At 53.4% G+C, this 25,001-nt stretch carries 19 protein-coding genes; 14 read left to right on the top strand and 5 right to left on the bottom strand.

Annotation, left to right across the window (positions count from 1 at the left end; all coding sequences use genetic code 11):
- Positions 1-31: 31 nt before the first annotated feature.
- A complete protein-coding gene (locus EHT87_RS29420; protein WP_124910361.1) occupies positions 32-3,307 on the bottom strand; it encodes a TonB-dependent receptor in 3,276 nt (1,091 codons plus the stop codon).
- A gap of 77 nt (positions 3,308-3,384) precedes the next feature.
- On the opposite strand from EHT87_RS29420, the gene EHT87_RS29425 reads away from it, so the two are divergent.
- A complete protein-coding gene (locus EHT87_RS29425) occupies positions 3,385-3,582 on the top strand; it encodes a hypothetical protein (protein WP_124910362.1) in 198 nt (65 codons plus the stop codon).
- A gap of 53 nt (positions 3,583-3,635) precedes the next feature.
- On the opposite strand, the gene EHT87_RS29430 is transcribed toward EHT87_RS29425, so the two are convergent.
- Positions 3,636-4,760 (bottom strand): FecR family protein, encoded by a 1,125-nt coding sequence (locus EHT87_RS29430; protein ID WP_124910363.1) that lies wholly within the window; start codon positions 4,758-4,760, stop codon positions 3,636-3,638.
- 230 nt (positions 4,761-4,990) lie between these two features.
- Between EHT87_RS29430 and EHT87_RS29435 the strand changes: the two genes are divergently transcribed.
- On the top strand, positions 4,991-5,614 hold the full coding sequence (locus EHT87_RS29435; protein WP_124910364.1) for an RNA polymerase sigma factor: 624 nt from the start codon (positions 4,991-4,993) through the stop codon (positions 5,612-5,614).
- Positions 5,615-5,846: 232 nt separating this feature from the next.
- Positions 5,847-7,472 (top strand): S8 family peptidase, encoded by a 1,626-nt coding sequence (locus EHT87_RS29440; protein WP_124910365.1) that lies wholly within the window; start codon positions 5,847-5,849, stop codon positions 7,470-7,472.
- A gap of 29 nt (positions 7,473-7,501) precedes the next feature.
- Here the strand turns inward: EHT87_RS29440 and EHT87_RS29445 are convergent, their stop codons facing one another.
- The 3 genes from EHT87_RS29445 to EHT87_RS29455 form a co-directional block, all read right to left on the bottom strand.
- Positions 7,502-9,028: a T9SS type B sorting domain-containing protein gene (locus EHT87_RS29445; protein ID WP_124910366.1), complete on the bottom strand. Its 1,527-nt coding sequence runs from the start codon at positions 9,026-9,028 to the stop codon at positions 7,502-7,504.
- A 71-nt stretch (positions 9,029-9,099) separates the two neighbouring features.
- Positions 9,100-10,323 carry a DUF5009 domain-containing protein gene (locus EHT87_RS29450; RefSeq protein WP_124910367.1) on the bottom strand — a complete coding sequence of 408 codons (1,224 nt, stop codon included), beginning with the start codon at positions 10,321-10,323 and terminating at the stop codon, positions 9,100-9,102.
- An 84-nt stretch (positions 10,324-10,407) separates the two neighbouring features.
- Positions 10,408-11,214, bottom strand: a complete 807-nt coding sequence (locus EHT87_RS29455; protein WP_124910368.1) for a ThuA domain-containing protein — start codon at positions 11,212-11,214, stop codon at positions 10,408-10,410.
- Positions 11,215-11,506: 292 nt separating this feature from the next.
- Here EHT87_RS29455 and EHT87_RS29460 point away from each other — a divergent pair, with 292 nt between their 5' ends.
- The 11 genes from EHT87_RS29460 (at position 11,507) to EHT87_RS29510 (ending at position 24,899) form a co-directional block, all read left to right on the top strand.
- Positions 11,507-12,529 carry a FecR family protein gene (locus tag EHT87_RS29460; RefSeq protein ID WP_229321458.1) on the top strand — a complete coding sequence of 341 codons (1,023 nt, stop codon included), beginning with the start codon at positions 11,507-11,509 and terminating at the stop codon, positions 12,527-12,529.
- Positions 12,530-12,633: 104 nt separating this feature from the next.
- Positions 12,634-13,095, top strand: a complete 462-nt coding sequence (locus EHT87_RS29465; protein WP_124910370.1) for a RidA family protein — start codon at positions 12,634-12,636, stop codon at positions 13,093-13,095.
- 153 nt (positions 13,096-13,248) lie between these two features.
- Positions 13,249-14,469 (top strand): aminotransferase class V-fold PLP-dependent enzyme, encoded by a 1,221-nt coding sequence (locus EHT87_RS29470; RefSeq protein WP_124910371.1) that lies wholly within the window; start codon positions 13,249-13,251, stop codon positions 14,467-14,469.
- A gap of 27 nt (positions 14,470-14,496) precedes the next feature.
- Positions 14,497-15,744: an amidohydrolase/deacetylase family metallohydrolase gene (locus EHT87_RS29475; protein WP_124910372.1), complete on the top strand. Its 1,248-nt coding sequence runs from the start codon at positions 14,497-14,499 to the stop codon at positions 15,742-15,744.
- Between the two features lie 38 nt (positions 15,745-15,782).
- Complete coding sequence (locus EHT87_RS29480; RefSeq protein ID WP_124910373.1) at positions 15,783-17,540, top strand: PQQ-dependent sugar dehydrogenase; 1,758 nt, start codon at positions 15,783-15,785, stop codon at positions 17,538-17,540.
- Between the two features lie 274 nt (positions 17,541-17,814).
- On the top strand, positions 17,815-18,201 hold the full coding sequence (locus tag EHT87_RS29485; RefSeq protein WP_229321460.1) for a c-type cytochrome: 387 nt from the start codon (positions 17,815-17,817) through the stop codon (positions 18,199-18,201).
- Positions 18,198-19,667, top strand: a complete 1,470-nt coding sequence (locus EHT87_RS29490; RefSeq protein WP_124910375.1) for a PQQ-dependent sugar dehydrogenase — start codon at positions 18,198-18,200, stop codon at positions 19,665-19,667. The genes EHT87_RS29485 and EHT87_RS29490 overlap by 4 nt, the downstream gene beginning before the upstream one ends.
- Before the next feature lie 10 nt (positions 19,668-19,677).
- Positions 19,678-20,895, top strand: a complete 1,218-nt coding sequence (locus EHT87_RS29495) for an aminotransferase class V-fold PLP-dependent enzyme (RefSeq protein WP_124910376.1) — start codon at positions 19,678-19,680, stop codon at positions 20,893-20,895.
- A gap of 128 nt (positions 20,896-21,023) precedes the next feature.
- On the top strand, positions 21,024-22,304 hold the full coding sequence (locus EHT87_RS29500; protein ID WP_124910377.1) for an amidohydrolase/deacetylase family metallohydrolase: 1,281 nt from the start codon (positions 21,024-21,026) through the stop codon (positions 22,302-22,304).
- Positions 22,305-22,555: 251 nt separating this feature from the next.
- Positions 22,556-23,668, top strand: coding sequence for a bile acid:sodium symporter family protein (locus tag EHT87_RS29505; RefSeq protein ID WP_124910378.1), 1,113 nt, complete (start codon positions 22,556-22,558; stop codon positions 23,666-23,668).
- Positions 23,669-23,969: 301 nt separating this feature from the next.
- Positions 23,970-24,899, top strand: coding sequence for an SMP-30/gluconolactonase/LRE family protein (locus EHT87_RS29510; RefSeq protein WP_124910379.1), 930 nt, complete (start codon positions 23,970-23,972; stop codon positions 24,897-24,899).
- Positions 24,900-25,001 lie beyond the last annotated feature (102 nt).

Genomic DNA, 25,001 nt, shown 5'->3' on the forward strand with positions numbered 1-25,001 from the left:
TTGAAGTCCGTTCAGGATGACAGGAATGGGATTAAAAACTGAGGTTGATACCGCCCGTCAAGGTGCGGGACATGGGATAACCGCTGGCTTCCGAGCCAATTTCAGGGTCGAAACCGGGGTACTTGGTGAAGGTCAGCAGGTTTTTGCCACTGACATAGACCCGCACCGAACCCACTTTCCAGCGATTTACCAGTGTTTTGGGCAACTCATACGCCAGCGATACGTCCTGTACCCGGACGAAATTGCGGCTGACGTAATAGCCGTGTCCGTACGGATTGGTATACACCAGCGATGCCATCGTGTTCGACTTGTTTTCGGCCGTCCACCAGCCGTTGTCCGGAAAATTGGACGCGCTACCCGGAAAGTTGTTGCTCGGAATCATCTGGTTGAAGCTCCTGATCCAGCCCTGCATGGCGTTCATGAAAACCGACAGCGTGAAGTTCTGATAACGGAAGGTGTTGGTGAAACCCCAGCGGTATTTGGGTTCCAGGTTCCCCACCACGGTGCGGTCGTCGGTGGTAATTTTGCCATCGCCGTTCAGGTCCTTGAGCCGGTAAAAACCGGCTTTATACCCGGTTGGGAGCTGATCGCCTTCCTGGTAAACCCCGTCGATGAGGTAATCGAAAGCGACCTGCACGGGCTGGCCGATGAACCACTTGTTGCCCAGATCATTGTCTTCCGCGCCGTCTTTGTTCAGGTCGCGGCTGTAAATATGGACGATGCGGTTGCGGTTGGTCGAAAACACGATGTTGCTGCTCCATTCGAAAGGCCCGCGCTGAATGTTGGCGGTATTGATCGTCAGCTCAAATCCCCGGTTGTTGGTTGCACCCAGGTTGGTGATGACCGACTGAAAACCGGTTGCGGAGGGCAGCGAACGGTTCAGGAGCAGGTTTTTGGTGTCCATGTTGTAGTATTCGAGCGTACCGCCAATGCGCCCTTTCAGGAGTTCAAAATCCATGGCGACGTTGGCCGAAGTGGTGGTTTCCCACTTCAGATCCGTATTGGCCATCCCCGACGGATACGTGCCGGTAAAGGTTGGGCTGCCGTCGCCGAAAACATACTGCGTGGTTGTGGAGCGGCTCAGGGATTGGTAGGGCGAAATAGCCTGATTCCCTACCGAACCGTACGACAGGCGAAATTTCAGCAGATTGATGAAAGGCATCGACTTCAGAAAAGGCTCGTCGGACGCAATCCAGGCGAGGGCGGCCGATGGAAAGGTCGCGTACTTGTTCTGGGCACCAAATACCGAACTGCCGTCCCGGCGGGCGGTGAATGTCAGCAGGTAGCGGTCTTTGAAATGGTAGTTCAGCCGTAACATCGACGAAATACCCTCCTGAACAGAAGCATCCGTTGTAGTTTGCTGGGTTTGGGCAATGCCCAGGTTGTTCCAGCCGTTGGCGCCGTTGAAAAAATTGGAAGCCGTAGCAGTAGTCGATTCCCACTGGCGGTGGTTTCGTCCGTACAGGAGCGTCACATCAAACGCATGATCGCGGCCCAACTGGCGGCTGTAGGTGGCAATATTTTCCAGCACCCAGTCGAACGTTTCCCGGTTGTATTTACTGGCATTGGCCAGAATATTCTCGCCGAAACGCTGGTAAGCCGGTTCGAACAGGTAGTTGTGTTCCCAGCGGTAGTTGGGTGAATAATTGATCCGGTAGCTGAGCCCCTTGATGAAAGGTACCTCGACTTTGGCGTAGAAGTTTGAAAATAGATTGTGGTAAATTTCTTCATTCTGACGCCGGATGGAGTTGAAAAGCGGGTTCGGAACCAGTTGCACATCCTGGGGAAAGTGAACCGGGTCTGTTTTGGCGTCATCGTAATACATTTTGGCGAAAGGGCTGATCTGGGCCGCCCAGTTGAGGGCCACATCGACGCCCGATAAATCCCGGCGGGCATACGTGGCATTGAGGCCCACCGTCAGCCAGTCGGCCACCTTCGTTTCCAGATTGGTTCGCAGCGTGACACGTTTCGCCATGTCCTTGTAAATCAGCCCCTGTTCATTCACAAATGCCCCGGATACCAGGTAATTCGTCCGGCCCGACTGGCCGGCAATGCTCAGGTCGTAGGATTGCACCCCGGCTTTCTGCGAAATCGCATCCCAGGGATCGGTGATGGTGCCATTGCGGTAATTTTCGGCTTCGGTGTTCTGGAGATAACTGGCCACGTTGGCCGGATTGGCTTCCTGCCCGCTCTGGGCGCGGTAGTCCAGCGTTTTCTGCAGGTAGCGTTCCGGCGACAGCATTTTGATGCGGTTACTCCAGTCAGAAACGCCATAGTAGCTGTTCACCCGAATGGTCGGCTTGTCCGTTTTGCCGCGTTTGGACGTAATCAGAATAACGCCGTTGGCCGCTTTGGAACCGTAAATGGCGGCTGCGCTGGCGTCTTTCAGGATTTCCATCGACTCGATGTCGTTCGGATTGATTTCCGCCAGACTGCCATTGAAAAAAATACCGTCCAGAATAATCAGCGGATCGTTGCTGGCCGTGATCGACCGACGACCCCGAATGAGGATGCTGCCGCTCTGTCCCGGTCGCCCGTTGTCGATAAACTGCACCCCGGCCACCCGCCCGCGCAACGCCTGACCGACGTTGGTGTTGGGCAGGTTTTCGGTGACCTTCATGTCTACTTTGGCTACCGAACCGGTTACGTTCCGTTTCGACTGCGTTCCGTAGCCGACCACCACGATCTCGTTCAGCGCCTTGGTGTCCGACTCCAGCCGGATCGTAAGCGTTTGCCGGTTCGAAACCGCAATTTCCTGCGTTACGTAGCCAATGGAACTGATCACCAGAACCGCTTGACCGTCTGCTATTTGAAACTTAAACTTGCCATCTTTATCGGTCGTTGTGCCCCGGCTGGTGCCTTTCTGAATCAGGTTGACGCCCGGCAGGCCTTCGCCTTTTTCGTCCGTCACGGTGCCGGAAACCGACTGGTCGAGGGGAGCCGTCAGCGCCAGATCGTCGGCTGGCTGCGGTTTTATCGCCCCCGACGGTGCAGCGGTTAGCAGAATCTGTTTGCCCTGCACTTTATAGGTAATCTTCAACGGCGTCAGCAGTTGGTCGAGAATGTTCTCAAGCCGTTCATCGACGGCCGTAAACGTAACTTTCCGGTCGGCCTGAATGAGGATTGAACTGTACAGAAACCGGACCTGAGCCACTTTAGCGATGTATTTCAGGGTGGTTTTAATGTCCTTATCGACCACCTGCACGGTTACTTTCTTGTTCAGCATTTCCTGAGCCCGACTATCGCGGGCGAAGGAGAGGCTGACCACGCAGGCCGCTAGCAGCACCTGGAGGAGGGAAAGTTTCATAAGCTTGATAAAGGAGGGTGAAATCCAGTCTGGATTTTTCATAAATTGGGTCGTTTTTTGAGTCGTTTCGGGAAGAAATGGACAAAAAATACCTCATCGACGCCCTTTTGGCGTCTTGCAACTACGATGAGGAAGTTGGTGGGACGGGCTGGGTGGCGCGGTCGGATGCCGGAACGATGCTGTTGGAACCATTACCGGTCAGGCAGTCGGGCACGCTAACCCAGCGACGTTTTCGCGAAGGCGATGAAAGGTGTAAAGTTTTTAGTCCGGCATAGGCAATACGGGTGGTTTTGAAAGGTTTAGAATTACGACAGGCATCCGGTACTCCTCAGGGCGCACAACCCCGGCTGTGAATAATTACCCGGCCGTCCAGCACTTCAAAGGTGGCTCCAATCGCCTGGCAGATAAAGCCGAGTTTAACGGACAGCGTTTCATCCGAAAACTGAGCGGTAATGGGGCATTTTTCCAGCAGATCGGCATTGTAGTCCATATCGACGCCGTAGGCTTTCTCCAGTTTGGCCAGCACCTGCGTCACCGGAACGTCTTCGAAATCCAGCTCCTGAACGTGGGTGGCGGTGGCAACCAGCTCCGGTTTTTCGACCACGCCCCGTTGCAACTGTTCGGTTTTCCGGTTAAAAACCACTTCCTGATTCGGCGTCAGCAACACGCCGTTACGGGTTTCTGGTTGCGTTTTCCGGAAAGCTTTTTTGGAATACACCGAAACTTTCCCGGTTCGAACCGCCACGGCCACTTCCGGTTCATGATCGAACGCCCGAATGCGGAAACTGGTCCCCAGCACTTTGGTGACGGTTTCGTTGGCATAAATCAAAAACGGCTTTGCGGGATTGCGGGCGACCTCAAAAAAAGCCTCTCCCGACAAATACACTTCCCGGAATGAACCGGTAAACGTTTTTGGGTAGCTGATGCGGCTGTTTTTCTCCAGCGTAATGGCCGAACCGTCGCTCAACACCAGCGTCAGTGGCTTGTTGGTTGTATTCACTTTCTCGGCAAGAACGGCGGGAACGTCGCTCAAAAGCTTGCGGGAACCCGTCTGGGAAACCGGTGGCGTCCGGTTCTGCTGAATCAGAAAGAAACTCACTCCCAGGATCACCAGAACCGAAGCGGCCAGGCTTAGCCAGGTGCGACGGTGAAGACCCCACCAGACGACGGGCCCGGAGGAATCCGCTTCGTCCAGGACCGGTTCTGCCCGTTTCCGTTGCCGGAACTGCTCCACCAGATTCCGGACTTCTTGCCGTACTTCGTCGTCGGACAGATCCACCGGCTGTTGTTTCAGGGCGTACACCATTGCTTTGGCCTGATCCAAAACCGTCCGTTGTTCCGGGTGCTGGTTGCGCCAGGTCATCCAGAAGGCGGTCGCTTCGGGGTCGCCGTCGATCCAGGCCCGAAAAGAGGAATCGTGCAGAAAGTCTTCAACCTGTTGGTATGGCTTCATGGAAAAGAGCAGGGCGTTAAAAAAGCGGTTCAGGTAGGGAGAATCCGTGTTCTGCCGGAAATAATCAAAAAAATCATTTTATTTTTTTATAAATGCCGGACGTACCCCGACTTTTGTATCCGATTGGAGCGGGTAAAAACCGCCGGGTGCTCCCTTTTACCGGCAACCGCTTGTCGAATACGGTTTTATTTTGCCATTGACACCAACAAAAAGTCGTTCCCGTATGCCGTATGTTTCGCTCGTCATCCCAAAATCACTCCTCCGAATCGCTAACCGACGCAGCCCTGTGGCATAACTTCAAGGAAGGGGACGAACTGGCGTTGGGCGAACTGGCACAGCGGTATTATAAACGCCTGTATGGCTACGGCAGCAAATTTTCCCGCGACCGCGAAGTGGTCAAAGACTGCATTCAGGACCTGTTTCTGGAAATCTGGGACAAGCGAACTACCATCAGCGAACCCGACTCCGTCAAACTCTATCTGCTGGTTTCGATTCGCCGAAGAATTTTTCGTAGGAAAACCGAAGATAAGTGGCTGGAACAAAGCGAAGAACTGGATTTTGATTCTACATTGATTGGCGATTTGCCCATCGAAACGGCCATCATTGAAGACGAAACCAGCCGCTATTACGTCCGGAAACTGCAACAGCTCATTCCCCAACTCACCCGGCGTCAGCAGGAAATTATTTACCTGCGGTTTTACGAAAACCTGGACAACGAGGCCATTGCCGAAGTCATGTCGCTGAGCCGCGGGGCGGTTGCCAACCTGCTCTGGCGGGCGCTGAAAGAGCTAAAAGACTACTGGTACGCCGGTTTGCTGCTTCTGATGTGGCCGGGAATCAGTCTGTTAAAATAACCGCCCGGGGTTCAGGAGTAAAAAGCGAAAGGCTCTATTCCAAAACCAGTGATGTCTGGATTTCACCCGTTCAAATCCCCTAAACCGGGTGAAATTGCAGGATCTAAATTCTATAATCAGTAAACTATACGGTAATTTGCCTTCGATTCGTTATATAACCTTGCCACCAGCTCGGAACAGTGTTTCTGTTTCAGTTGTTACCGGAAATAGATAACTGCTAACCTATTCTTCTATGTTCTTTAAAAAGTGTGTATTTCGACTCCTTTGTCTCTATACATTTGGCCTGTTCGGGGCCTTCCAAAGTCAGGCTCAATCCTCCCAATGGTTTCACCTCGATGCGAAGACCGACAGCGTGTTGGGCATCAGCACCGACCGCACCTACCGCGAACTGCTCAGCAACCGCAAACCGACGCCGGTCGTTGTTGCCGTGATCGATGGCGGTATCGATTCTACGCACGAAGATTTAAAGCGAATTCTCTGGACCAATCCGAAGGAAATCCCCGGCAACGGGATTGACGATGATAAAAACGGCTACGTCGATGACGTTCACGGCTGGAATTTTATCGGTGCAAAAGACGGTCGCAACGTTCAGTACGAAACCGCCGAAGTGACCCGCCAGTATGCCCGGCTGCGTCCTTTGTATGAAGGCAAAAAACGGGCGTCGCTGAAACCGGCGCAGCAGAAAGAATTCGACCAGTTTGTGAAATATAAAACGGAAGTCGAAAAGAAACGGGCTGAATACCAGGAGCAATACCAGTCCTACAGCACCTTCAGCAGCCAACTCGTGACGATTATCGACGGTCTGAAAAAAGCATTGAACGTCTCCAAACTGGATACGGCCACCCTGCGAAATCCGGCTACCGACAACGATTTTGTGAAGAAAGCGGCCGCAGCTCTGTATGAGATGACCAGCGCGCAGGGATTTGGCCAGGCCGAAGATATTCAAAGTGAACTGAAACGGGGTCTGGACGACCTCAAAGCCAAGGCCGAATACGCGTATAATCCCGACTACGAAAGCCGCTCGATTGTGGGTGATAAGCCCGACGATGTGAACGAAACCGCGTATGGGAATCCGGATATTACAGGACCCGATCCGTTGCACGGCACCCACGTTGCCGGGATCATTGGTGCCGACCGAACCAACAATCTCGGGGTGCAGGGCGTGGCCGATCAGGTGCGGATCATGGCCGTTCGGGCGGTTCCCGATGGCGACGAACGGGATAAGGATGTGGCCAATGCCATCCGGTATGCGGTCAATAACGGCGCTCAGATTATTAATATGAGCTTCGGGAAAGACGTTTCGCCCCAGCGAAAAGCCGTCGACGATGCCATGCGGTATGCGCTTTCCAAAGGCGTACTGCTGATTCATGCGGCCGGTAACGACAACAAATTACTGGATACGACCGCCAGTTTTCCGTCCGACCGCTTTATCGATGGGTCGGCCATTCCGAATCTGATTACGGTGGGGGCAATCACCTCCAAAAACAACGAGGGGTTGGTGGCTTCGTTCTCCAATTACGGCCGGAAAACCGTCGATGTCTTTGCGCCGGGCGCGGCTATCTACTCCACAACCCCCAGCAACGGCTATGATAATCTGAGTGGTACGAGCATGGCGGCTCCGGTGGTAACCGGTATTGCGGCCGTTCTGAAATCGTATTTTCCAAAACTGACGTACAGCGATCTGAAGCGGATTATCGAAAAATCGGCCATTGTGCAAAACCGGCAGGTGCTACGGCCTGAATCCAACGATCTGGTCGACTTCAAGGATTTGTCAAAAACCGGAGCCATCGTGAACCTGTACGAAGCCGTTAAACTGGCGGAAGCTGAAGAAGCGGCCTCCGCTGCGAAGAAAGGCTAACAATTTTTGATACGCCAACGCGGGGCGCACTATCGGGTCAGACTGAGTGCGCCCCGTTTTTTTTCGGCCAGCACACCGGTGCCCTGATTGAGCTGGTAGTGAATCAGCCAGCCGTAGACGCCAACGGGAGCGGTTTTTCCCAGATACTTGCCGTTCCACTCGAACGGAGCTGTGGTGGTTTGGAAAATCAGTTCGCCCCAGCGATTGAAAATTGACAGGGACGTAATGGTAATATCTCCGCAACCAAAAGGCTGAAAAACATCGTTTTGTCCGTCGGCATTGGGCGTGAAAATATCCGGTGTATACAATACACAACCGCAATCGCCGTACGAAATGCGAATTGTGTCGCGGATCGTTGCGCACTCATTGCTCACCGATGCCTGGAAAAATCCGGATTGGCCCACGGTTCTGACAATGGCTTCGGACTGGTCCTGCCAGCTAAATTTCCCTTCGGCAAAATCGGGCCGGATCGTGTATACTTCCGCACCACACAGGTTTTGGTCGAGACCCAGATTCAGGCGCGGGGGCAAAACATACCGGATCTGAATGCTGTCGGTGGCCACGCAACGCGCCTGCTCAACCCGCAACGTATACAAACCCGCCTGCCTGACCGGATACGTCGTGGCAGTGGAACCGTCCTGCCAGCGGAACGTCGGCGGCAGACCGGGGGTAACTTTCAGCGTCATGGTCTGGCCTTCACAGAGCGTCGTGTCGCGGCCCAGATCGAAATCGAGCGCATAGTCGACCTTGATGGTGTCGCGCAGGACTTTGCAGGGCGTGGTGACCGTGACGGAATACGTACCCGGTTTGGTGACCCGAAACGTGGGGGAGGTGCTGCCATCCTGCCAGCGGTATTCCGTAGCGCCGGGCGTGGTGGCATCGAGCGAAAGCGTGCTTTTCCGACCGCAGAGGGTGGTGTCTTTTCCCAGGTTCATTTCGATGGGAAGCAGCGAGACATCATCGACAAAAATGTAGAAATACCCCAGAAAAACCGGCAGGCGTTTAAAGCTCCCAATGGTCAGATACTGCTCCCCGCCTTTGGCTTTGACGTAGCCCGAAATCCGTTCCCAGCGTAGTTGCGGAATGCTGGTTGTCAGGGCATTGTCGATGATTTGCGCATCCGCCGTAAAGAGCCCTTTTTCCGAAGACGTGATCGGTTTTTCGGACAAAAAAGCGCCCATCGTTCCATTCAGATACTTCCCGGGCGTCGGCGTGGCGACGTACATTTCGAAGAAATAACATTCATCGGCCACCAGCGGTTTTTTCAGGGGCGTCGCCAGGTATTCGGCCCAGCTGACGTCCAGAAAAAGCCGCCCCAGCCCCTGCCCCGAATGAGGGGCCAGCTCCATCTGAACCGTCGGAAAACATTGGTGGTAAAAATCGGGCGTAGCGCCGTTGGGATTGTACCACGGAACCGCTTCGTTCAGCAGATTATCCTGGCGGGGGCAGCTCCGGTAGTTTTCAAAACCGCCATTTTCAAGGAGATTTTGGGCCATAGCCATTCCGGGCAGGCATACGGCCAGCCAGCACACCATCCGGACAACACGGCTTTGCATGTTTCAGTACATCTCTAAAGGTAGCGGGGAGATGTAATATACGGTCTTTTTGTGAATTTGCAGTTCGTGCGCTACAACTTCAGCCGAACGCCCGCTTTGCTCAGGATTCTGGTAATCCAGACACACAGCAGCGCAAACAGAAAAGATTTCAGCAGTCCGATTCCACCCGTTAACAGAACATCGGGCAACCTGATGCCCAGAAAAGCGGTGGTGGCATAGGCAAAATACGGAATCAGGTAACAAAGCAGCGTATCCGTTCCGGCGGGTTTGATGAAGCTAAACCAAGGCCCTTTTTGTTTTACGTCAGCAAGCCAGTAGATAGCCGTGAAAGCCAGAATCGTGAAAGCGCTGCACAGAAACAGCCAGGCCGGGGTGGCATCCAGCTTCGAGAGTCCCCAATAGGGGCGGGTCACTACCGACAAACCCGTCAGGAAAACCGCTATTCCGAGAAAAACAGCGGTCATCTGCCGGTTGTTGCCCTGTTTCCGGTAGTGCTGGAATAAGGTTGCGATCACGACGCCCCCCATGCTCAAGCCCGCCAGCGTGCCGCCCCGGATGGCCGCCGGAATGAAGTCGATGGCTTTGGGTAATAAACCCGCTTGGGAAGCCATGCTCAGAATGGCAAACCCGCACCAGGCCGCGATGAGTATGGAAAGCCGGTTCCGGGCAAATACCGTAACCAGAGCGGCCGCCAGATACGACCAGCCGATGAGTCCGAGAATGCCCCACCAGTGCGGTTCGAAGCGGGTGATTTTTTCGGCGTCGCCACCGCGATAAAGAAATGCCAATACCAGCAAAGCCAGTAAGCCAATGATTTTCAGAACCGTACCCAGCCAGTTCGGGACTGATTTCGGGTAGGTGTTCCAGACCAGGATGAAGGAAGTACAGGAAAGGACATTCCACAAAAGCCGGGGCATTCCCGTTGCGGTTTCGTTGATGGATTCGCCGTTGACCAGAAAAACGCCCATCATCAGCAGCGCGGCCGAGCGGAGAAGAACATGGCCGACGAGTTGACGATCACTGTCGCCTTTTTTCCGCCGGTTGTCAACCGCGAAGGGCAGCGACATGCCAACGATGAACAGAAAAGCCGGAAAAACAACGTCGGCCAGACCAATACCGTCGGCTCCCCTCGGCACGTGTTCGAGCCAAGCCGGAATGTCTTGCAACGACCAGAGGTCATTCACAAAAATCATGAGCACCATGGTCAGGGCGCGCAGGAGGTCGATGGCACCAACCCGCGCCGGATTCAGGGCGGTTTGGATGGATTGAGACGGGAGGATAGCGGTTTTGTTCATGTCTATGCCGGATGGGAACGCGGATCGGGCGGATGGAACGGATCAAAAAACGGATTTTTATCTGTGTAAATCCGTTTAATCTGCTTAATCCGTGTTCCTGTTTGAATGCCCTGCGGCCCAGAAAATGGAATTTCGAAAGAGCGTTTTGAAGGCTTCGTTTTTGAACAGGTCAGGGTGATGGCCCATGAAAATGTAAATATTCCGCGCTTTCATCCGTTCATTGGACCAGATTACGGGATGGTCGCCCCCCATTTTAATTTTTGAATCGGGCGAATACGTTGCTTCATCGACCGTTGCCAATACGTTTACGTTGGGCCGGGGACTTTTGTTGTAGCTGTACCATTCTTCTTTTTCAATCTCGAACGAGGGCGGTAATCCCTTCATGGCCGGATGGGCTTTTGCTTCCACGTTGACCGTTGCTTTGGCAAATCCGGGGATGTAATTCACGTAGCGAATGCCGCCCATGAACTCCGAAAACCACGGCCACATCGGGAATCCGTCGAATTCACCCAGCAGGGTCGCGTGGTGAAAACCAATCCATCCGCCCCCTTTGCCTTCCTGAATATACCTGATAAAAGCCGCTTTTGCCCCGTCGGTCCACCGATAGGGTGGGTAGTTCAACTGAATGAATACCTGGTAGTTAGCCAGAAAAGTGTCGTTGATGGGGTCGGTCGTTTCGATGTAGTCGATGGTGAAATTGTGCGCTGTTGCCTGTTGCCGGAGCCACTCTTTGGCCGCAGCCACAAAAGGGGCATGCACCCCACCGTCTTTCTCGGCGATGGCGACGACCCGGAAGGCCGGTTTTTTGTTTTGGCCAAAAGCCGGATTGCTCAAAGAGACGCAGGCCAGCAGGCAGGAAAGACAGAATGAAACCAGTGCTTTGTTTTTCATGCGTACTTTTCAGTGGGTTTCGGGAAAACAGGATGCCATACCGGCACCAAATGTAAGCGCATTCGGGTGGTGTAAAAAAAGAAAAATGGGTAAAGTTTCATTCAAAATATTATTTCGAAAAAAGGAGTATTGACTGTACACACGTGCATCTTTAGATACAAATAGCAAAGTATTACTGTTTTGTATGCAAGATTATCGAAATTTCGAGCCTGAGGAATTAGCTATTGATCCGTCTTTTCAACGTTGGAAACTCTTTAACGATCCTACAGAAAGTGAATTTTGGAAAACCTGGATGGTCCAGAATCCTGATAAAGAGGAACTGATCGATAAAGCCTACCAGTTGCTGAACACCCTCAATGAGGTGTATGCAGGGTTGCCAGCCGATCAGGCCCTGGTTTCTGACCGGGAAGTACAGACCGAAATTCAACGACTAAGCCAATCGATTGACAGCCAGGCAAAACCGGTGGCCAAATGGTACCAGTTTGCGCCGTTGCGGTATGGAATGGCGGCCAGTATCGTCGTCATGCTGGGCGTATTCTGGCAGTATGCGACCCATCCGTTTTCCGTAAAAAAAGGCAATGTAACGTACGACGACCTGGTGGCTCAGGTTTCAAAACCGCTTCTGGAAGTTACCAATACCACCAGTACCTCCCGGCTGATTAACCTGCCGGATGGCAGTACAATTGCCCTCAAACCCAAAGGCCGGATCAGTTACCCGGACGGTTTTCCGGGAACAATCCGGGAAGTATACCTGGTCGGGGAGGCATTTTTTGAAGTTCATAAAGACCCGGCTAAACCGTTTTACGTCTACGCGAACGGCCTGGTAACCAAAGTATTGGGTACCAGCTTTAGCGTGCAGACCTTCGAGACGAACCGGCAGGTCAAAGTGATGGTAAGAACCGGGAAAGTGTCTGTTTTTGCCGGCAACCAGGCGACGGTAACGCAGCAGAAAGAAGATTATAAACTGGGGGGCATCGTGTTGACGCCCAACCAGCAGATCGTCTTCTCGCCGACCGATACGCGGATCATCAAAAGCCTGGTGGCGCAACCGGCTCTATTGGAGAAACCCGCTCAGAAGCAGCCGTTTAGCTTCAAGCGGACGCCGATTGCCGAGGTGTTTGCCACCCTCGAAAAAGCGTACGGAATTCGGATCGTTTTTGATGAAGAAGTCATGAAAGCGTGTTATCTGACGGCGTCGCTGGAAGATGAGCCGCTTTTCGAAAAGCTGGATTTGATTTGTAATACCATCAACGCCCGCTACGAGCAACTGGACGCCCACATCATCATCAACAGCAAGGGCTGCGAATCCCTGTAAAAATAGCTGCTTACATTTTTGACCAAAATGTGGTGGTATATGCAAAAAAATGGTTGATTTACTTAAATTTTTTACTAATCATTTATCCATTCTTCAATTTTATAATGAAATCACAACGCCGATCCATCTTAAAACGCCTTTTTGCCTCCATTGCCGGTGTAACCGGTCTGGGCGTCGCTACTACCGCGGCTAAAGCCGAAGCCGCTCCCGAAAAGGAAGTCTTCAATGTGGTTACTGAACAGGATATACCGCTGTTTTCGGGTTCTACCAAGTTTGGCAATCTGGTTTTTGTGGCAGGGAAAGGCTACCACAAAGAAGGAGACATCAAAGTGCATACCGACGAGGTACTGAAAGAACTGGAAAGAGAACTGATCAAGGCCGGTTCGTCGATGGAGAAAGTGCTGAAAGTGAATGTGTATCTGCACGATCTGAACGACTGGAAGGCCATGAGCGACGTCTACAAAGGCCGGTTTGGCAGCAAGCCGCCGGTACGGACAACGGTGGCGACGTACGGCGGTGTTCCCGGCGCTTCGCTGGTCGAAATGGACTGCATCGCCTATATCTAGCGGATCTGGCTGATTGGGACTGGACGGCCGGTGCCATTGCAATCCCGATCCCAGCTGTTGAGGATTTGCCATCCGACTTTTAAACTAAAAACACCCTTCCCGCCAGACCTGGCGGGAAGAAAATTGTTCCCCGATCTTACGTCAACCCATCCCATGATCAGTAGAAGAACCATCCTCAAACGATTGTCAGCCATGCCGCTGTTAGGCGGATTTATTGGCAGTGTTGCTCCCTTGCAATCGGCCGTAGCCGCTACCGCGCTGGCACCCCGAAATCTGGTGAAAGAGTTAGGAATCAGGACGTTCATCAATGCGGCCGGTACGTATACGGCCATGACGGGCTCGCTGATGCAGGACGAGGTAATGGAAACGATTCAGGCGGCATCGAAAGAGTTTATGATGCTCGACGATGTGCAAACCAAAGTCGGAGAGAAAATTGCCGCCCTCGTCCACGCTGAATCGGCGGTGGTGACCGCCGGCTGTTTCTCGGCCATGACGCTCGGACTGGCGGGGGTTCTGACCGGCATGGATCAGAAGAAAGTGGAAGCGTTACCCCAGTTGGAAGGCACGGGAATGAAATCCGAAGTGATTCTTCAGAAAGGCCATAATGTGGGTTATTCGCACGCGTTGACCAACACCGGCTGCAAGATGATTTTTGTGGAAACCGTCGAGGACGTCGAGAAGGCGATCAACGAAAAAACCGCCCTGATGTGGTTCCTGAACATCCAGTCGGATCAGGGAAAAATCATGCACCAGGACTGGGTGAATCTGGCCAAAAAACACAACATTCCAACCATGATCGACATTGCGGCTGACGTGCCGCCGGTCGAGAACTTGTGGAAATTCCACGAAATGGGCTTCGATCTGGTGTGCGTTTCGGGCGGAAAAGCCATGCGCGGACCGCAAAGTGCCGGTATTTTGATGGGCAAGAAAAACCTGATTGCGGCCGCCCGACTGAGCATGCCGCCCCGGGGGTCGACCATCGGACGGGGCATGAAAGTGAACAAGGAAGAAATTCTAGGCATGTATGTTGCCCTCGAAAAATTCGTTGGCCAGGATCAGCAGAAAGAATGGAAAATGTGGGAAGACCGCGTGGCGCACATTGCCGATGCGGTCAAAAAAGTCAATGGGGTAACGACCGAAACCTTCCGGCCCGAACTGGGCAACCACACGCCGACCCTGCGGATTAAGTGGGAACCCGCCAAAATCAATCTGACGACCAAAGCCTTGCAGGAAGCGCTGCGCAACGGCGATCCATCCATCGAAGTGGTTGGCGAACAGGGCGGTATTAGCCTCACAACCTGGATGTTGAAACCCGGCCAGGAGAAGATCGTTGCTACCCGGCTGAAGGAAGAACTCAGCAAAGCGTCCGTCTGATTTTGTCGGCCCGTTGTGCCTAAACCCATGCGAAAACTCTACTTTTTACTTTCCGTACTTGGCTTGATTAGCGGTTCGGTTCAGGCCCAGACCTATAGCCTGGTTATCAAAGGCGGTCAGGTAATCGATCCGAAAAACAACATCAACGAGGTGATGGATGTGGCCATTACCGACGGAAAAATCGTCCAGGTTGCCAAAACCATCGATGCGCGGCAGGCCAAGCAGGTGGTCAATGCCAAAGGCATGTACGTCACGCCCGGCCTGATCGACATCCACGGCCACGTTTTTTACGGAACCGAACCGAACCATTACCTGAGCAATGGCCTGACGGCGGTTTCGCCCGACGGTTTTACCTTCCGCGTGGGCGTCACCACCATCGTCGATGCGGGCGGGGCGGGGTGGCAGTCGTTCCCGGCTTTCAAAAAGAACATCATTTTTTCGTCAAAAACGCGGGTGCTTTCGCTGCTGAACATTGTCGGCGAAGGCATGCGGGGCGGAAACTGGGAGCAGGATACCACCGACATGGACCCCAAAATGGCCGCAGCGATGGCTCTCGGTAACCAGAATGATGTCGTCGGTTTCAAAGTGGCCCACTTTATGGGCGGCACCTGGACGCCCGTCGACAAGGCCGTGGAAGCCGGAAAACTGGCCAACATGCCGGTGATGATCGATTTCGGGATGCACGACCCGCCGTTGTCGCTGGAAGAGTTGTTTATGAAACACCTGCGCCCCGGCGATATTTTTACCCACACCTACACGCTGCTGGAAGGAAACGTCCGGCAAACGATCGTGGATGAAGCCACCGGAAAAGTGAAACCGTTTGTGCTGGAAGCCCGCAAAAGAGGCATCGTTTTCGATGTGGGCTACGGCGGAGCCAGCTTCAATTACTCGCAGGCTATTCCGGCCATTAAAGCCGGTTTTTATCCGACCACCATCAGCACCGATTTGCATACCGGCAGCATGAACGGTTCGATGAAAGACATCCTGAGCATCATGTCCAAATTCGTCGTCATGGGTGTTCCCGTGGCGGATGTCATCAAAGCCAGTACCTGGACGCCAGCGCAGGTCATCAAACGCGAAATTCTGGGTCATCTGTCGGTGGGAGCCATCGCCGATGTGGCCATCCTGACCATGCGCGAAGGCAATTTTGGCTTCTACGACAAAACCGGTTACCGGATGGAAGGCAAGAAAAAATTTGAATGTGAAATGACCATCAAAGGCGGCAAGATCGTCTACGACCTCAATGGCATTGCCAATCCGATTGTGGCGAAATAGAACTAAATCTGACTAATCCTATTCTCTTAATATTCTGAATGTCAAAACTATACACCCGAGGCCTTTTTCTGGCTTTACTAGCTGTGGTCGGTTTTGTCCGGCCTGAAACGACTACTACGCTGCCGGTTCGGACGGCGGAAAACGGCGGACTTTTTCTGCCCGAAGGGTTTGAAGCCACCGTCGTCGTCGACAGTCTGGCCGGTCGCGCGCGGCATCTTGCCGTGAACGACAACGGCGATATTTACGTCAAAGCCCGGTTTGCACGGGACAAAGACGAATCGGTGATTGCCCTCCGGGACACCAACGGCGACGGTCGGGCCGACATCATCAAACGGTTCGGCGGTTTGACGCGCGAACGGGCCTATGGCACGGCGATGCGGATTCACAACGGCTACCTGTATTTTAGTTCCGAACTGATCGTCTACCGCTACAAACTGACCCCCGGCCAGCTGGTGCCTGAAGGCCCGGCGGAAATTATGCTGACCGACGACCACGCCCACGGCATGCACGAGCACATTACCAAACCGGTGGCCTTCGACAACAAAGGGTATATGTATGTGCCATTCGGCGCCGGTTCCAACGCGTGTCAGGAGAAAAACCGCATTCCGAGTTCGCCGGGCCTCAACCCCTGCGGCCTGCTGGCCGACCACGGCGGCATCTGGCGGTTCGATGCCAACAAAGTGGGCCAGACCCAGAAAGACGGAAAACTTTTTGCCACCGGCCTGCGGAGTATCGTTGCCCTGGACTGGAATCCGGCAGATCAGACGCTGTACACGGTGGGGCACGGTCGGGATGATTTTCTGATGCTGTGGTCCCATTTGTATTCACCCTGGGAAAGCGCGGTGTTGCCCTCCGAGGAGTTTTTGCGGGTGAAGGAGGGAATGGATGCGGGCTGGCCGTATTATTATTACGACCAGATCCAGAAGAAAAAGCTCCTCAATCCGGAGTACGGCGGAGACGGCAAAAAAGCGGGCAAAGGCGCTGATTATGAGCAGCCCGTCATCGGTTTTCCCGCCCACTGGGCACCGAACGATCTGGTGTTTTACCAGAAAACCGGGGCTACGAACGGTTTTCCGGAGCACTACAAAAACGGCGCTTTCATTGCGTTTCACGGTTCGACCAACCGCGCCCCGTATCCGCAGGCGGGGTATTTCATTTGCTTTGTTCCGGACAAAAACGGCTCACCATCCACCAATTGGGAAGTATTCGCCGATGGGTTTGCCGGTGTCGATCCGGTTGTGAACGTGAGCGATGCCGTTTATCGGCCAATGGGCATTGCGATGGGCCCCGATGGTTCACTCTACATTGCCGAAACCGAAAAAGGGAAAATCTGGAAGGTGACCTACAAAGGCGATAAAAGCAAATTTGGGCCGGCGCAACTGGCGCAGATGGAAAAGCGGAAATCGATGTCGAACATCCGGACGCCGGATAAAATTGCCGACAACCTGGACAAGGATAAGCCGGTTTTGGGGAGCAAAGTGTACGGCGTCTATTGTGCCGCCTGCCACCAGCGCAACGGGCGGGGCGACTCGCAGCGTTTTCCGCCCCTGGCCGATTCCGAATGGGTCCTGGGCGACAAAAACCGGCTGATCGAAGTGCTTCTGAAAGGGCTGGAAGGCCCCATCGAGGTGAAAGGCCAGTCGTACAACAACGTAATGCCGCAGCACGATTTCCTGAAGAACGAAGCCATCGCCGAAGTGCTGACGTTTGTTCGGCAAAGCTTCGGTAATTCGGCCAGTGCGGTTTCCGTCGATGAAGTAGATGCCGTTCGGAAGTCGATTAAAAAGAAGAAGTAAGCAGCGGTAATTGAACTAGCCTACGGTTTTAACCGTGGGACCGCGATGAAAAAACGCCGTTTCAGACAAACCGTTGAAACGGTTTCAGGAGTGACCGGTATTCGTTTAAACCCATAGTTAAATCGCAACGGCGAACCGCCCGTGGGCTGATGATTAACATGACATGCTGAAGCAGCTGCCTGGTTATTTAAATGGTTTGTTACGCTCATTTTATTCTTAAATGCATTCATATAAATTACGTATTACCGCGTTTTTAACGCTGGGTTTAATCGGGATGATGAGCTTCACGGATAAGCCAAAAACCGACGATCCGAAGCAGGACAAATGGAAGGCACCAACCTGGGCCGATACGCTGAAAAGTCACTTTCCGACGGAGCCGTTAACACTGGCGCAGGGCGAAGAATTATTCATGGAATATTGCTCATCCTGCCACGGCGAAGCGGGGTATGGCGATGGCGCTGCGGGCCGGGCTTTAGGAGCCAAACCGGCCAACTTTCACGACCCGGAAGTGAGCAAACAAAGCGACGGGGCTTTGTTCTGGAAACTGTCGAATGGTCGGGGAAATATGCCACCTTTTAAAGATGTTTTTTCCGAAGAACAGCGGTGGCAATTAGTGGGCTATCTCCGTAAATTAACCAAAAAGAACCCGGACACGAAATGACTTCATTCAACTTATTTCTGAGAAAAATAAGCGTACTGACCGCCGTCGTATGTTGCCCGGTATTGCTCTGTGCGCAAGGCCCCGATGCCAAGCCGCCTGTGCCGCCGACAGCCCTGCGCCCGGACATTAAAGTGGAACATTTCATGGCCGTCGGGCCCGAAGCCGTGCGGCTCATTCAGCATCCGACGACCGGCGACATTTACTATACGACGTTTACCGGCGACGTGTTTCGGGTTAAAATGAACGGCCAGCCGCCGGTTGCCGAAAAGGTTTTTTCGGCCGAAGACCACGGCATTACGCGCTTGCAGGGAGCGGCTTTTCTGAAAAATACGCTGTTTTTGGCGGGCAACATCAGCGTCAATAACAACAAGGGCACAAAAGGCCGGATGGTGCGCTACGACCTGGCCTCGGGCGAAAAACCGGAGATGACCGTCGTGTTCAATACCGTCGAGTACGGGACCAACAAAACCACCTTTGACCACGGTTGGAATGCGTTGGAAATCAGCCCGGATGAGAAATACATTTACGTCAATACCGGCGCCCGGACCGATCACGGGGAGGTGCAAGATAACGGTGGTATATACCCGAATGCGCGCGATAATGCGCTGACCGCCCGGATTTTCCGTTTTCCGGTCGAGGCTAAAAATCTGGAACTGGCGAATGATGAAGCGAAGTTGCGAGCCGATGGCTACATCTACGCCGAAGGCATCCGGAACGCCTACGACATGGCATTCGATGGTGACGGCAAGCTGTTTGCGGTTTCCAATTCCGGCGATTACGACCATCCCGAAGATATGTTCTGGGTGCGGCAGGGCCATCATTACGGTTTTCCGTGGGTCATGGGCGGCATCGAAAATCCGCAGCAAAATCCTGACTGGCAGCCCGACCCGGAGAAAGATCCGTTCATGAGCAAATTTGCCCACGCGTGGCTGATGCGGTATTTCCGGAACGATCCGGAGTTTCCGAAAAAACCGGCGGGCGTCAACTTTACAGGGCCGGTATTGAACGTGGGGCCGGATGCGAATGAATACCGCGACCGGGCGACCGGGATCGTGATGGACGGCGATTCGACGCACGTTCCGGTCGGAACCTTTAACGCGCACAGTTCGCCTTTGGCGTTGTTTTTCGATACCAAAAAAGTGCTGGCCGATGACTTAAAAGGCGACGGTTTTGTAATCCGGTATTCGGGCCCGCGACGTAATGCAACGGCGATCAATCCACTTAAAAAACAGGGCCGCGACTTATTGCATCTTGATTTAACGTACAACAAAACCACGGATAATTATTCGGTTAAAACCACCCGGATTGTTGACGGTTTTACGGAACCAACGGACGCTTTGCTGGTGGATAATGCCGTCTATGTGATCGAATACGGCGGGAAAGGCGGCAACATCTGGAAAATAACCTTGCCGGCCGATCAGAAAGCGATGAAGAAACAGCGTAAAAAATCCAAATTAACCGATTAACGACACGATTATGTTAAGCAGAAGAAAGCTCATTAAACGTTTATCGACCGTGCCCCTTCTGGGCGGATTGGTAGGCGGTATTCCCCTCACTTCATCAGCAGCTTCGCTGGCGGCTCCCAAACGGGATTTGTTCAAGGAGTTTGGCGTTCGGACGTTTATCAATGCGGCCGGAACACTGACGTATATGACCGGTTCGCTGATGCACGACGAAGTGCTCGAAGCCATTAACAATGCCTCGAAAGAGTTTTGTTTGCTGGACGAATTGCAGGATAAAGTTGGCGAGAAAATTGCCAAAATGGTGCATTCGGAAGCGGCTGTGGTAACCTCGGGTGCGTTTTCGGGAATGACGCTGGGGCTGGCGGGCATCCTGACCGGCCTGGACCAGAAAAAAGTAGAAGCGTTGCCGCACCTGGAAGGGACGGGGATGAAATCGGAGGTGATTTGCCAGAAAGGACACGAAATTGTGTATAACCACGCGCTGACCAATACCGGTTGCAAAATGGTGATGGTCGAAACCGTTGAGGACGTGGAAAAAGCCATCAACGAGAAAACCGCTCTTATGCACTTCCTGCATATTCAGTCGGATAAAGGCAAAATTATGCACGAGGAGTGGGTGGCTTTGGGTAAGAAGCACAACATTCCAACCTCCATCGACATTGCCGCCGATGTGCCGCCGACCGAAAACCTCTGGAAATTCAACGACATGGGGTTCAGTTTTGTGGTCGTTTCGGGCGGAAAAGCCATGCGCGGACCGCAAAGTGCGGGGTTGCTGATGGGCAAGAAAGACATCATTGCAGCCGCCCGGATGCACATGCCCCCGCGCGGTTTCAACATCGGCCGCGGCATGAAAGTGAACAAGGAAGAAATTTTGGGCATGTACGTCGCCCTCGAAAAATTCATCACGCAGGATTATACCAAGCTCTGGAAGTCGTGGGAAGACGGCGTTGCGCACGTCGAAAATACCGTTAAAACCATCAATGGCATCAAAACGGAAGTCCGTGTGAATCCGCTGGGCAATCATACGCCCTCGCTCCGCATCTCCTGGGACCCGGCGCAACTCAAGATTTCGGGCAAGCAATTGCAGGAAGCACTGCGGAACGGTGATCCGTCCATCGAAGTCGGTGGCGGTGGTCCCAGCAGCATCGGCGTTACGGTCTGGATGCTGAAACCGGGCCAGGAAAAAATCGTAGCGAAACGAATTAAGGAAGAGCTTTCGAAGGCGGTTTAAAATTGCCCTTAACCGAATCGTCGGCCCGGCCCCTGAAAGGCTTCCAATCCGGATATAAAAGTTCCCTTCAGGGCCCGGTCCGACGATTCGGTTGGGGGTATTCTCCTGAATTAACTAACCCTAATCGTATGAAAAATCGGTTTCTTTTCATTTTTACCGCCCTGGTCACTGTCGCTCATCTGGCCTGGGCGCAACCCTACCACGTTGTGATCAAGGGCGGGCACGTCATCGACCCCAAAAATAACATCAACGGGATTATGGATGTGGCCATTCTGGACGGGAAAATCGCGAAGGTGGCGAAAAACATCGATGCGACGGGTGCCCGGCAGGTGGTCAAGGCCAAAGGAATGTACGTGACGCCCGGTATCATCGACATCCATACCCACGTTTTTTTTGGGACCAATATGGACCAGACCTACAGTAACGGACCGAATGCGTTGCCGCCCGACGGGTTTACATTTCGGAATGGCGTGACAACCATCGTCGATGCGGGCTGTTCGGGCTGGCGGGATTTCGAAACGTTCAAGAAACAAACGATCGATGCGTCGCAGACACGGGTGCTGGCGTTGCTCAACATTGTCGGTAGCGGTATGCGGGGTGGCAAATTCGAGCAGAACATCGAAGACATGGACCCTAAAGCGACGGCGGAAATGGCCCGGAAATACCCGGATCTGGTTGTGGGCGTCAAACTGGCGCACTTCAACGGCCACGACTGGACCCCAACCGACCGCGCCGTGGAAGCCGGAAAGCTGGCGAACAAGCCGGTGATGATCGACTTCGGCGGCAGCAAACCGACACTTTCCATTGAAGAGTTATTCCTGAGACACCTTCGTCCGGGCGATATTTTCACCCATTGTTTCGGACAACTGGCCACCCGCGAGCCGATTCTGGATGTGGCGACCAACAAGGTAAAACCGTTTGTGTGGGAAGCGCAGAAGAAAGGTGTCTTGTTCGACGTGGGCTACGGCGGCATCAGCTTTGCGTTCTCCCAGGCCATTCCGGCGCTGAAAAGCGGTTTTTTTCCGAACACGATCAGTACCGATATTCATACCGGCAGCATGAACAACGCCATGAAAGACATGCTGAACGTGATGTCGAAATTTCTGGCAATGGGTATGGATCTTCCGGCGGTGATTAAGGCCAGCACCTGGAGTCCGGCGCAGGCCATCAAACGGCCCGAACTGGGCAGTCTGACGGAAGGCTCCGAAGCCGATGTGGCTATTCTGGATTTGCAGGACGGTAAATTTGCGGTTCGGGATACGGGCTACTTCGGCTTTTTCGATTACACCGGCCACAAAATTGAGGGAAAACAAAAACTGATCTGCGAAATGACCATCCGCAAAGGCCGGATCGTGTATGACCTCAACGGCATTGCCGAGCCGATTGTGGTTCGGCAGCGGCCGCAGTGACGGTATTCGGTTTACGGTTTACGGTGGGCTGAAGCATTAACCGGGCTAATCAAGATTTGCAATCTTGATTGTGGCTGTTGCGGATTTAAAATCCGTAACAGTTTAGGTCGGCATTTCAAATGCCGACCAGCGCATTTAGTTTAACTCCGCTAGCAGAAACGCGTCAGCCCACCGTAAACAGAAAACCGTAAACCGAATACCTCAAACTGTTATATTTGGGGGTAATTCCTAAACCTTCTGAAAATAGTATTATGCATAAGCTGATTCTGGGTCTGGCGGGTGTCTGTCTGCTGGTTGCGCTTGGGTTGATGGTCTCCGGAAATCTTCCGCTGGCGGGACCTTTTCTGATTGCCTTTTTTCTGGCAGTCGCCATCGGTTTTCGGGGGTTCGAAAATTTGAAAGGGTTTTCCTACACGGTGATGATTTTTGCCGCCGTCACCACGGCCCTGTTTTATCCCACATATTTTGTTTCCTACAACGGGTTCAAATTCAGTACGTTAATTACGCCCCTGATCCAGCTCATCATGTTCGGGATGGGAACCTCGATGAGTCTCGGTGATTTTGTCGGGGTGGTTAAAATGCCGCGCGGGGTGCTGATCGGCGTTGTTAGCCACTTCATCATCATGCCGACCATTGGGTATACGCTGGCGAGCATCAGCGGTTTGCCGCCCGAAATTGCCGCCGGAATTATCCTGATCGGTTGTTCGCCCAACGGCATGGCTTCCAACGTGATTTCGTACCTGGCCAAAGCCAATCTGGCCTTGTCGATCACCATCACGGCCATCTCCACCATGCTGGCCCCGTTTGTGACGCCGGTTCTGATGCGGTTGCTGGCGGGTGCTTTCGTCGAAATCGATACGCTGGCGATGATGTGGGACATCACTAAAATGGTGATTCTGCCGATTGGCGCGGGCTTGCTGTTCAACAAGTTTCTGAGTGGAAAGGCCAAATGGCTGGACGATGCCATGCCGTATGTTTCCATGTTTGGCATCACGTTTATCATTGTCATCATTACCTCGGCGGGTCGCAACAGCCTGCTGTCGATTGGCCCCATCCTGCTTGTTCTGGTCCTGATTCACAACTTATCCGGTTACTTGCTGGGCTACTGGTCGGGTCGTTTGTTCCGGATGAGCGAGCGCGACTGCCGAACCATTGCAATTGAAGTGGGGATGCAAAACGGCGGTCTGGCGTCGGGGATTGCCAACCAGATGGGTAAAATGGCCACCGTCGGTCTGGCTCCGGCTATTTTTGGTCCGCTGATGAACATCACCGGCTCTATTCTGGCGTCATGGTGGCACCGCCGGATGCCAAAAGAAGAGCGGGAAGCCCCGCAGGAAGTAGTGCATGGGCACCGGAGTCTGTAACTAACGTTCGACGTCTCGCTCGCGTGCCGCGAGTGAGGAATATAAATAGGGCCTCCGGCCCGAAGTGTGGCTTTCGGAGAGTTGGCTGCTTGTCGGTGGGCGATGCGCGGGCCGGAGGCCCTTTGGATAAACGTCACTCGCGGCACGCGAGCGTCAACAGTAGCGTCCTGTTCTTCATTACGAGGACGCCCCGCCGGGGCTTGAAATCAAATCGAGCATCGGAATTCTAGTAACAGGGGGCTCCTCCGGAGCCAAATCATTTCTGCTCTATTATAGACCTTGAATCAACCAACCAGATACAATGAATCGAATGCGTTTGAAAAACCGATCACGTGCTTTTGTTGCCTCGCTGACCGGCGCGGGCTTATTGCTGATTTCTGCCATGCCCAATACCGCTGAGGAATTATTTAAATCGAGTGTGTTTACGCCGGTCAACGGATTTACGTCTGGTGTGGAAGGTCCGGCGGTAGACAAGTCCGGCACGGTTTACGCGGTCAACTTTGGGAAACAGGGCACCATTGGGCAGGTAACGCCGACCGGCGAAGCCAGCGTGTTCATCGAACTGCCCGAAGGCAGCATTGGCAACGGCATTCGGTTCAATAAGAAGGGCGATATGTTTATTGCCGACTACCCCAAACACAACATTCTGAAGGTGGCCGCAGGTACCAAAAACCTGAGTGTTTTTGCCAACGAACCGCGCATGAACCAGCCCAACGACATCGCCATCGACAGCAAAGACCGGCTGTATGCAAGCGACCCGAGTTGGAAAAACAATACCGGTAATCTCTGGCGCATCGATACCGATGGCAAGGTGACGTTGCTGGAAGAAAACATGGGAACCACCAACGGCGTCGAAGTGAGTCCGGATGATAAACACCTGTACGTCAACGAGTCGAATCAGCGGAAAGTCTGGGCCTATGATTTATCGGCCGATGGCAAACTCAGCAACAAACGCCTGCTGATCGAGTTTCCGGATTTCGGCATGGACGGTATGCGCTGCGACGTGGACGGTAATCTCTACATCGCCCGGTTTGGGAAAGGAACCGTTGCCAAAGTGGCGCCGAACGGCAAAGTGGTTCAGGAAATTCAGTTGGTCGGCAAGCGCCCTACCAACATCTGTTTCGGCGGAAAGGATGGTCGCACGGCCTACGTAACGCTTCAGGATCAGGGCAATCTGGAAAGCTTCCGGGTCGATAAGCCGGGCCGGGAATGGGCGATACGGAAGAAGTAAAATCTGATTTTCCGTTCTTTCCGTTGTTCCGTTCTCGCTCGCGTGTCGCGAGTGAGGAATATAAATAGGGCCTCCGGCCCGACGCGTGGTTTTCGGACAGGT

It is taken from the genome of Larkinella knui, assembly GCF_003858645.1.
Classification (GTDB): Bacteria; Bacteroidota; Bacteroidia; order Cytophagales; family Spirosomataceae; genus Larkinella; species Larkinella knui.

Coding starts and splice junctions, on each gene's coding strand:
- EHT87_RS29420 (WP_124910361.1), bottom strand. CDS start 3,307: ATGAAACTTTCCCTCCTCCAGGTGCTGCTAGCGGCCTGCGTGGTCAGC.
- EHT87_RS29425 (WP_124910362.1), top strand. CDS start 3,385: ATGGACAAAAAATACCTCATCGACGCCCTTTTGGCGTCTTGCAACTAC.
- EHT87_RS29430 (WP_124910363.1), bottom strand. CDS start 4,760: ATGAAGCCATACCAACAGGTTGAAGACTTTCTGCACGATTCCTCTTTT.
- EHT87_RS29435 (WP_124910364.1), top strand. CDS start 4,991: ATGTTTCGCTCGTCATCCCAAAATCACTCCTCCGAATCGCTAACCGAC.
- EHT87_RS29440 (WP_124910365.1), top strand. CDS start 5,847: ATGTTCTTTAAAAAGTGTGTATTTCGACTCCTTTGTCTCTATACATTT.
- EHT87_RS29445 (WP_124910366.1), bottom strand. CDS start 9,028: ATGCAAAGCCGTGTTGTCCGGATGGTGTGCTGGCTGGCCGTATGCCTG.
- EHT87_RS29450 (WP_124910367.1), bottom strand. CDS start 10,323: ATGAACAAAACCGCTATCCTCCCGTCTCAATCCATCCAAACCGCCCTG.
- EHT87_RS29455 (WP_124910368.1), bottom strand. CDS start 11,214: ATGAAAAACAAAGCACTGGTTTCATTCTGTCTTTCCTGCCTGCTGGCC.
- EHT87_RS29460 (WP_229321458.1), top strand. CDS start 11,507: ATGGTCCAGAATCCTGATAAAGAGGAACTGATCGATAAAGCCTACCAG.
- EHT87_RS29465 (WP_124910370.1), top strand. CDS start 12,634: ATGAAATCACAACGCCGATCCATCTTAAAACGCCTTTTTGCCTCCATT.
- EHT87_RS29470 (WP_124910371.1), top strand. CDS start 13,249: ATGATCAGTAGAAGAACCATCCTCAAACGATTGTCAGCCATGCCGCTG.
- EHT87_RS29475 (WP_124910372.1), top strand. CDS start 14,497: ATGCGAAAACTCTACTTTTTACTTTCCGTACTTGGCTTGATTAGCGGT.
- EHT87_RS29480 (WP_124910373.1), top strand. CDS start 15,783: ATGTCAAAACTATACACCCGAGGCCTTTTTCTGGCTTTACTAGCTGTG.
- EHT87_RS29485 (WP_229321460.1), top strand. CDS start 17,815: ATGATGAGCTTCACGGATAAGCCAAAAACCGACGATCCGAAGCAGGAC.
- EHT87_RS29490 (WP_124910375.1), top strand. CDS start 18,198: ATGACTTCATTCAACTTATTTCTGAGAAAAATAAGCGTACTGACCGCC.
- EHT87_RS29495 (WP_124910376.1), top strand. CDS start 19,678: ATGTTAAGCAGAAGAAAGCTCATTAAACGTTTATCGACCGTGCCCCTT.
- EHT87_RS29500 (WP_124910377.1), top strand. CDS start 21,024: ATGAAAAATCGGTTTCTTTTCATTTTTACCGCCCTGGTCACTGTCGCT.
- EHT87_RS29505 (WP_124910378.1), top strand. CDS start 22,556: ATGCATAAGCTGATTCTGGGTCTGGCGGGTGTCTGTCTGCTGGTTGCG.
- EHT87_RS29510 (WP_124910379.1), top strand. CDS start 23,970: ATGAATCGAATGCGTTTGAAAAACCGATCACGTGCTTTTGTTGCCTCG.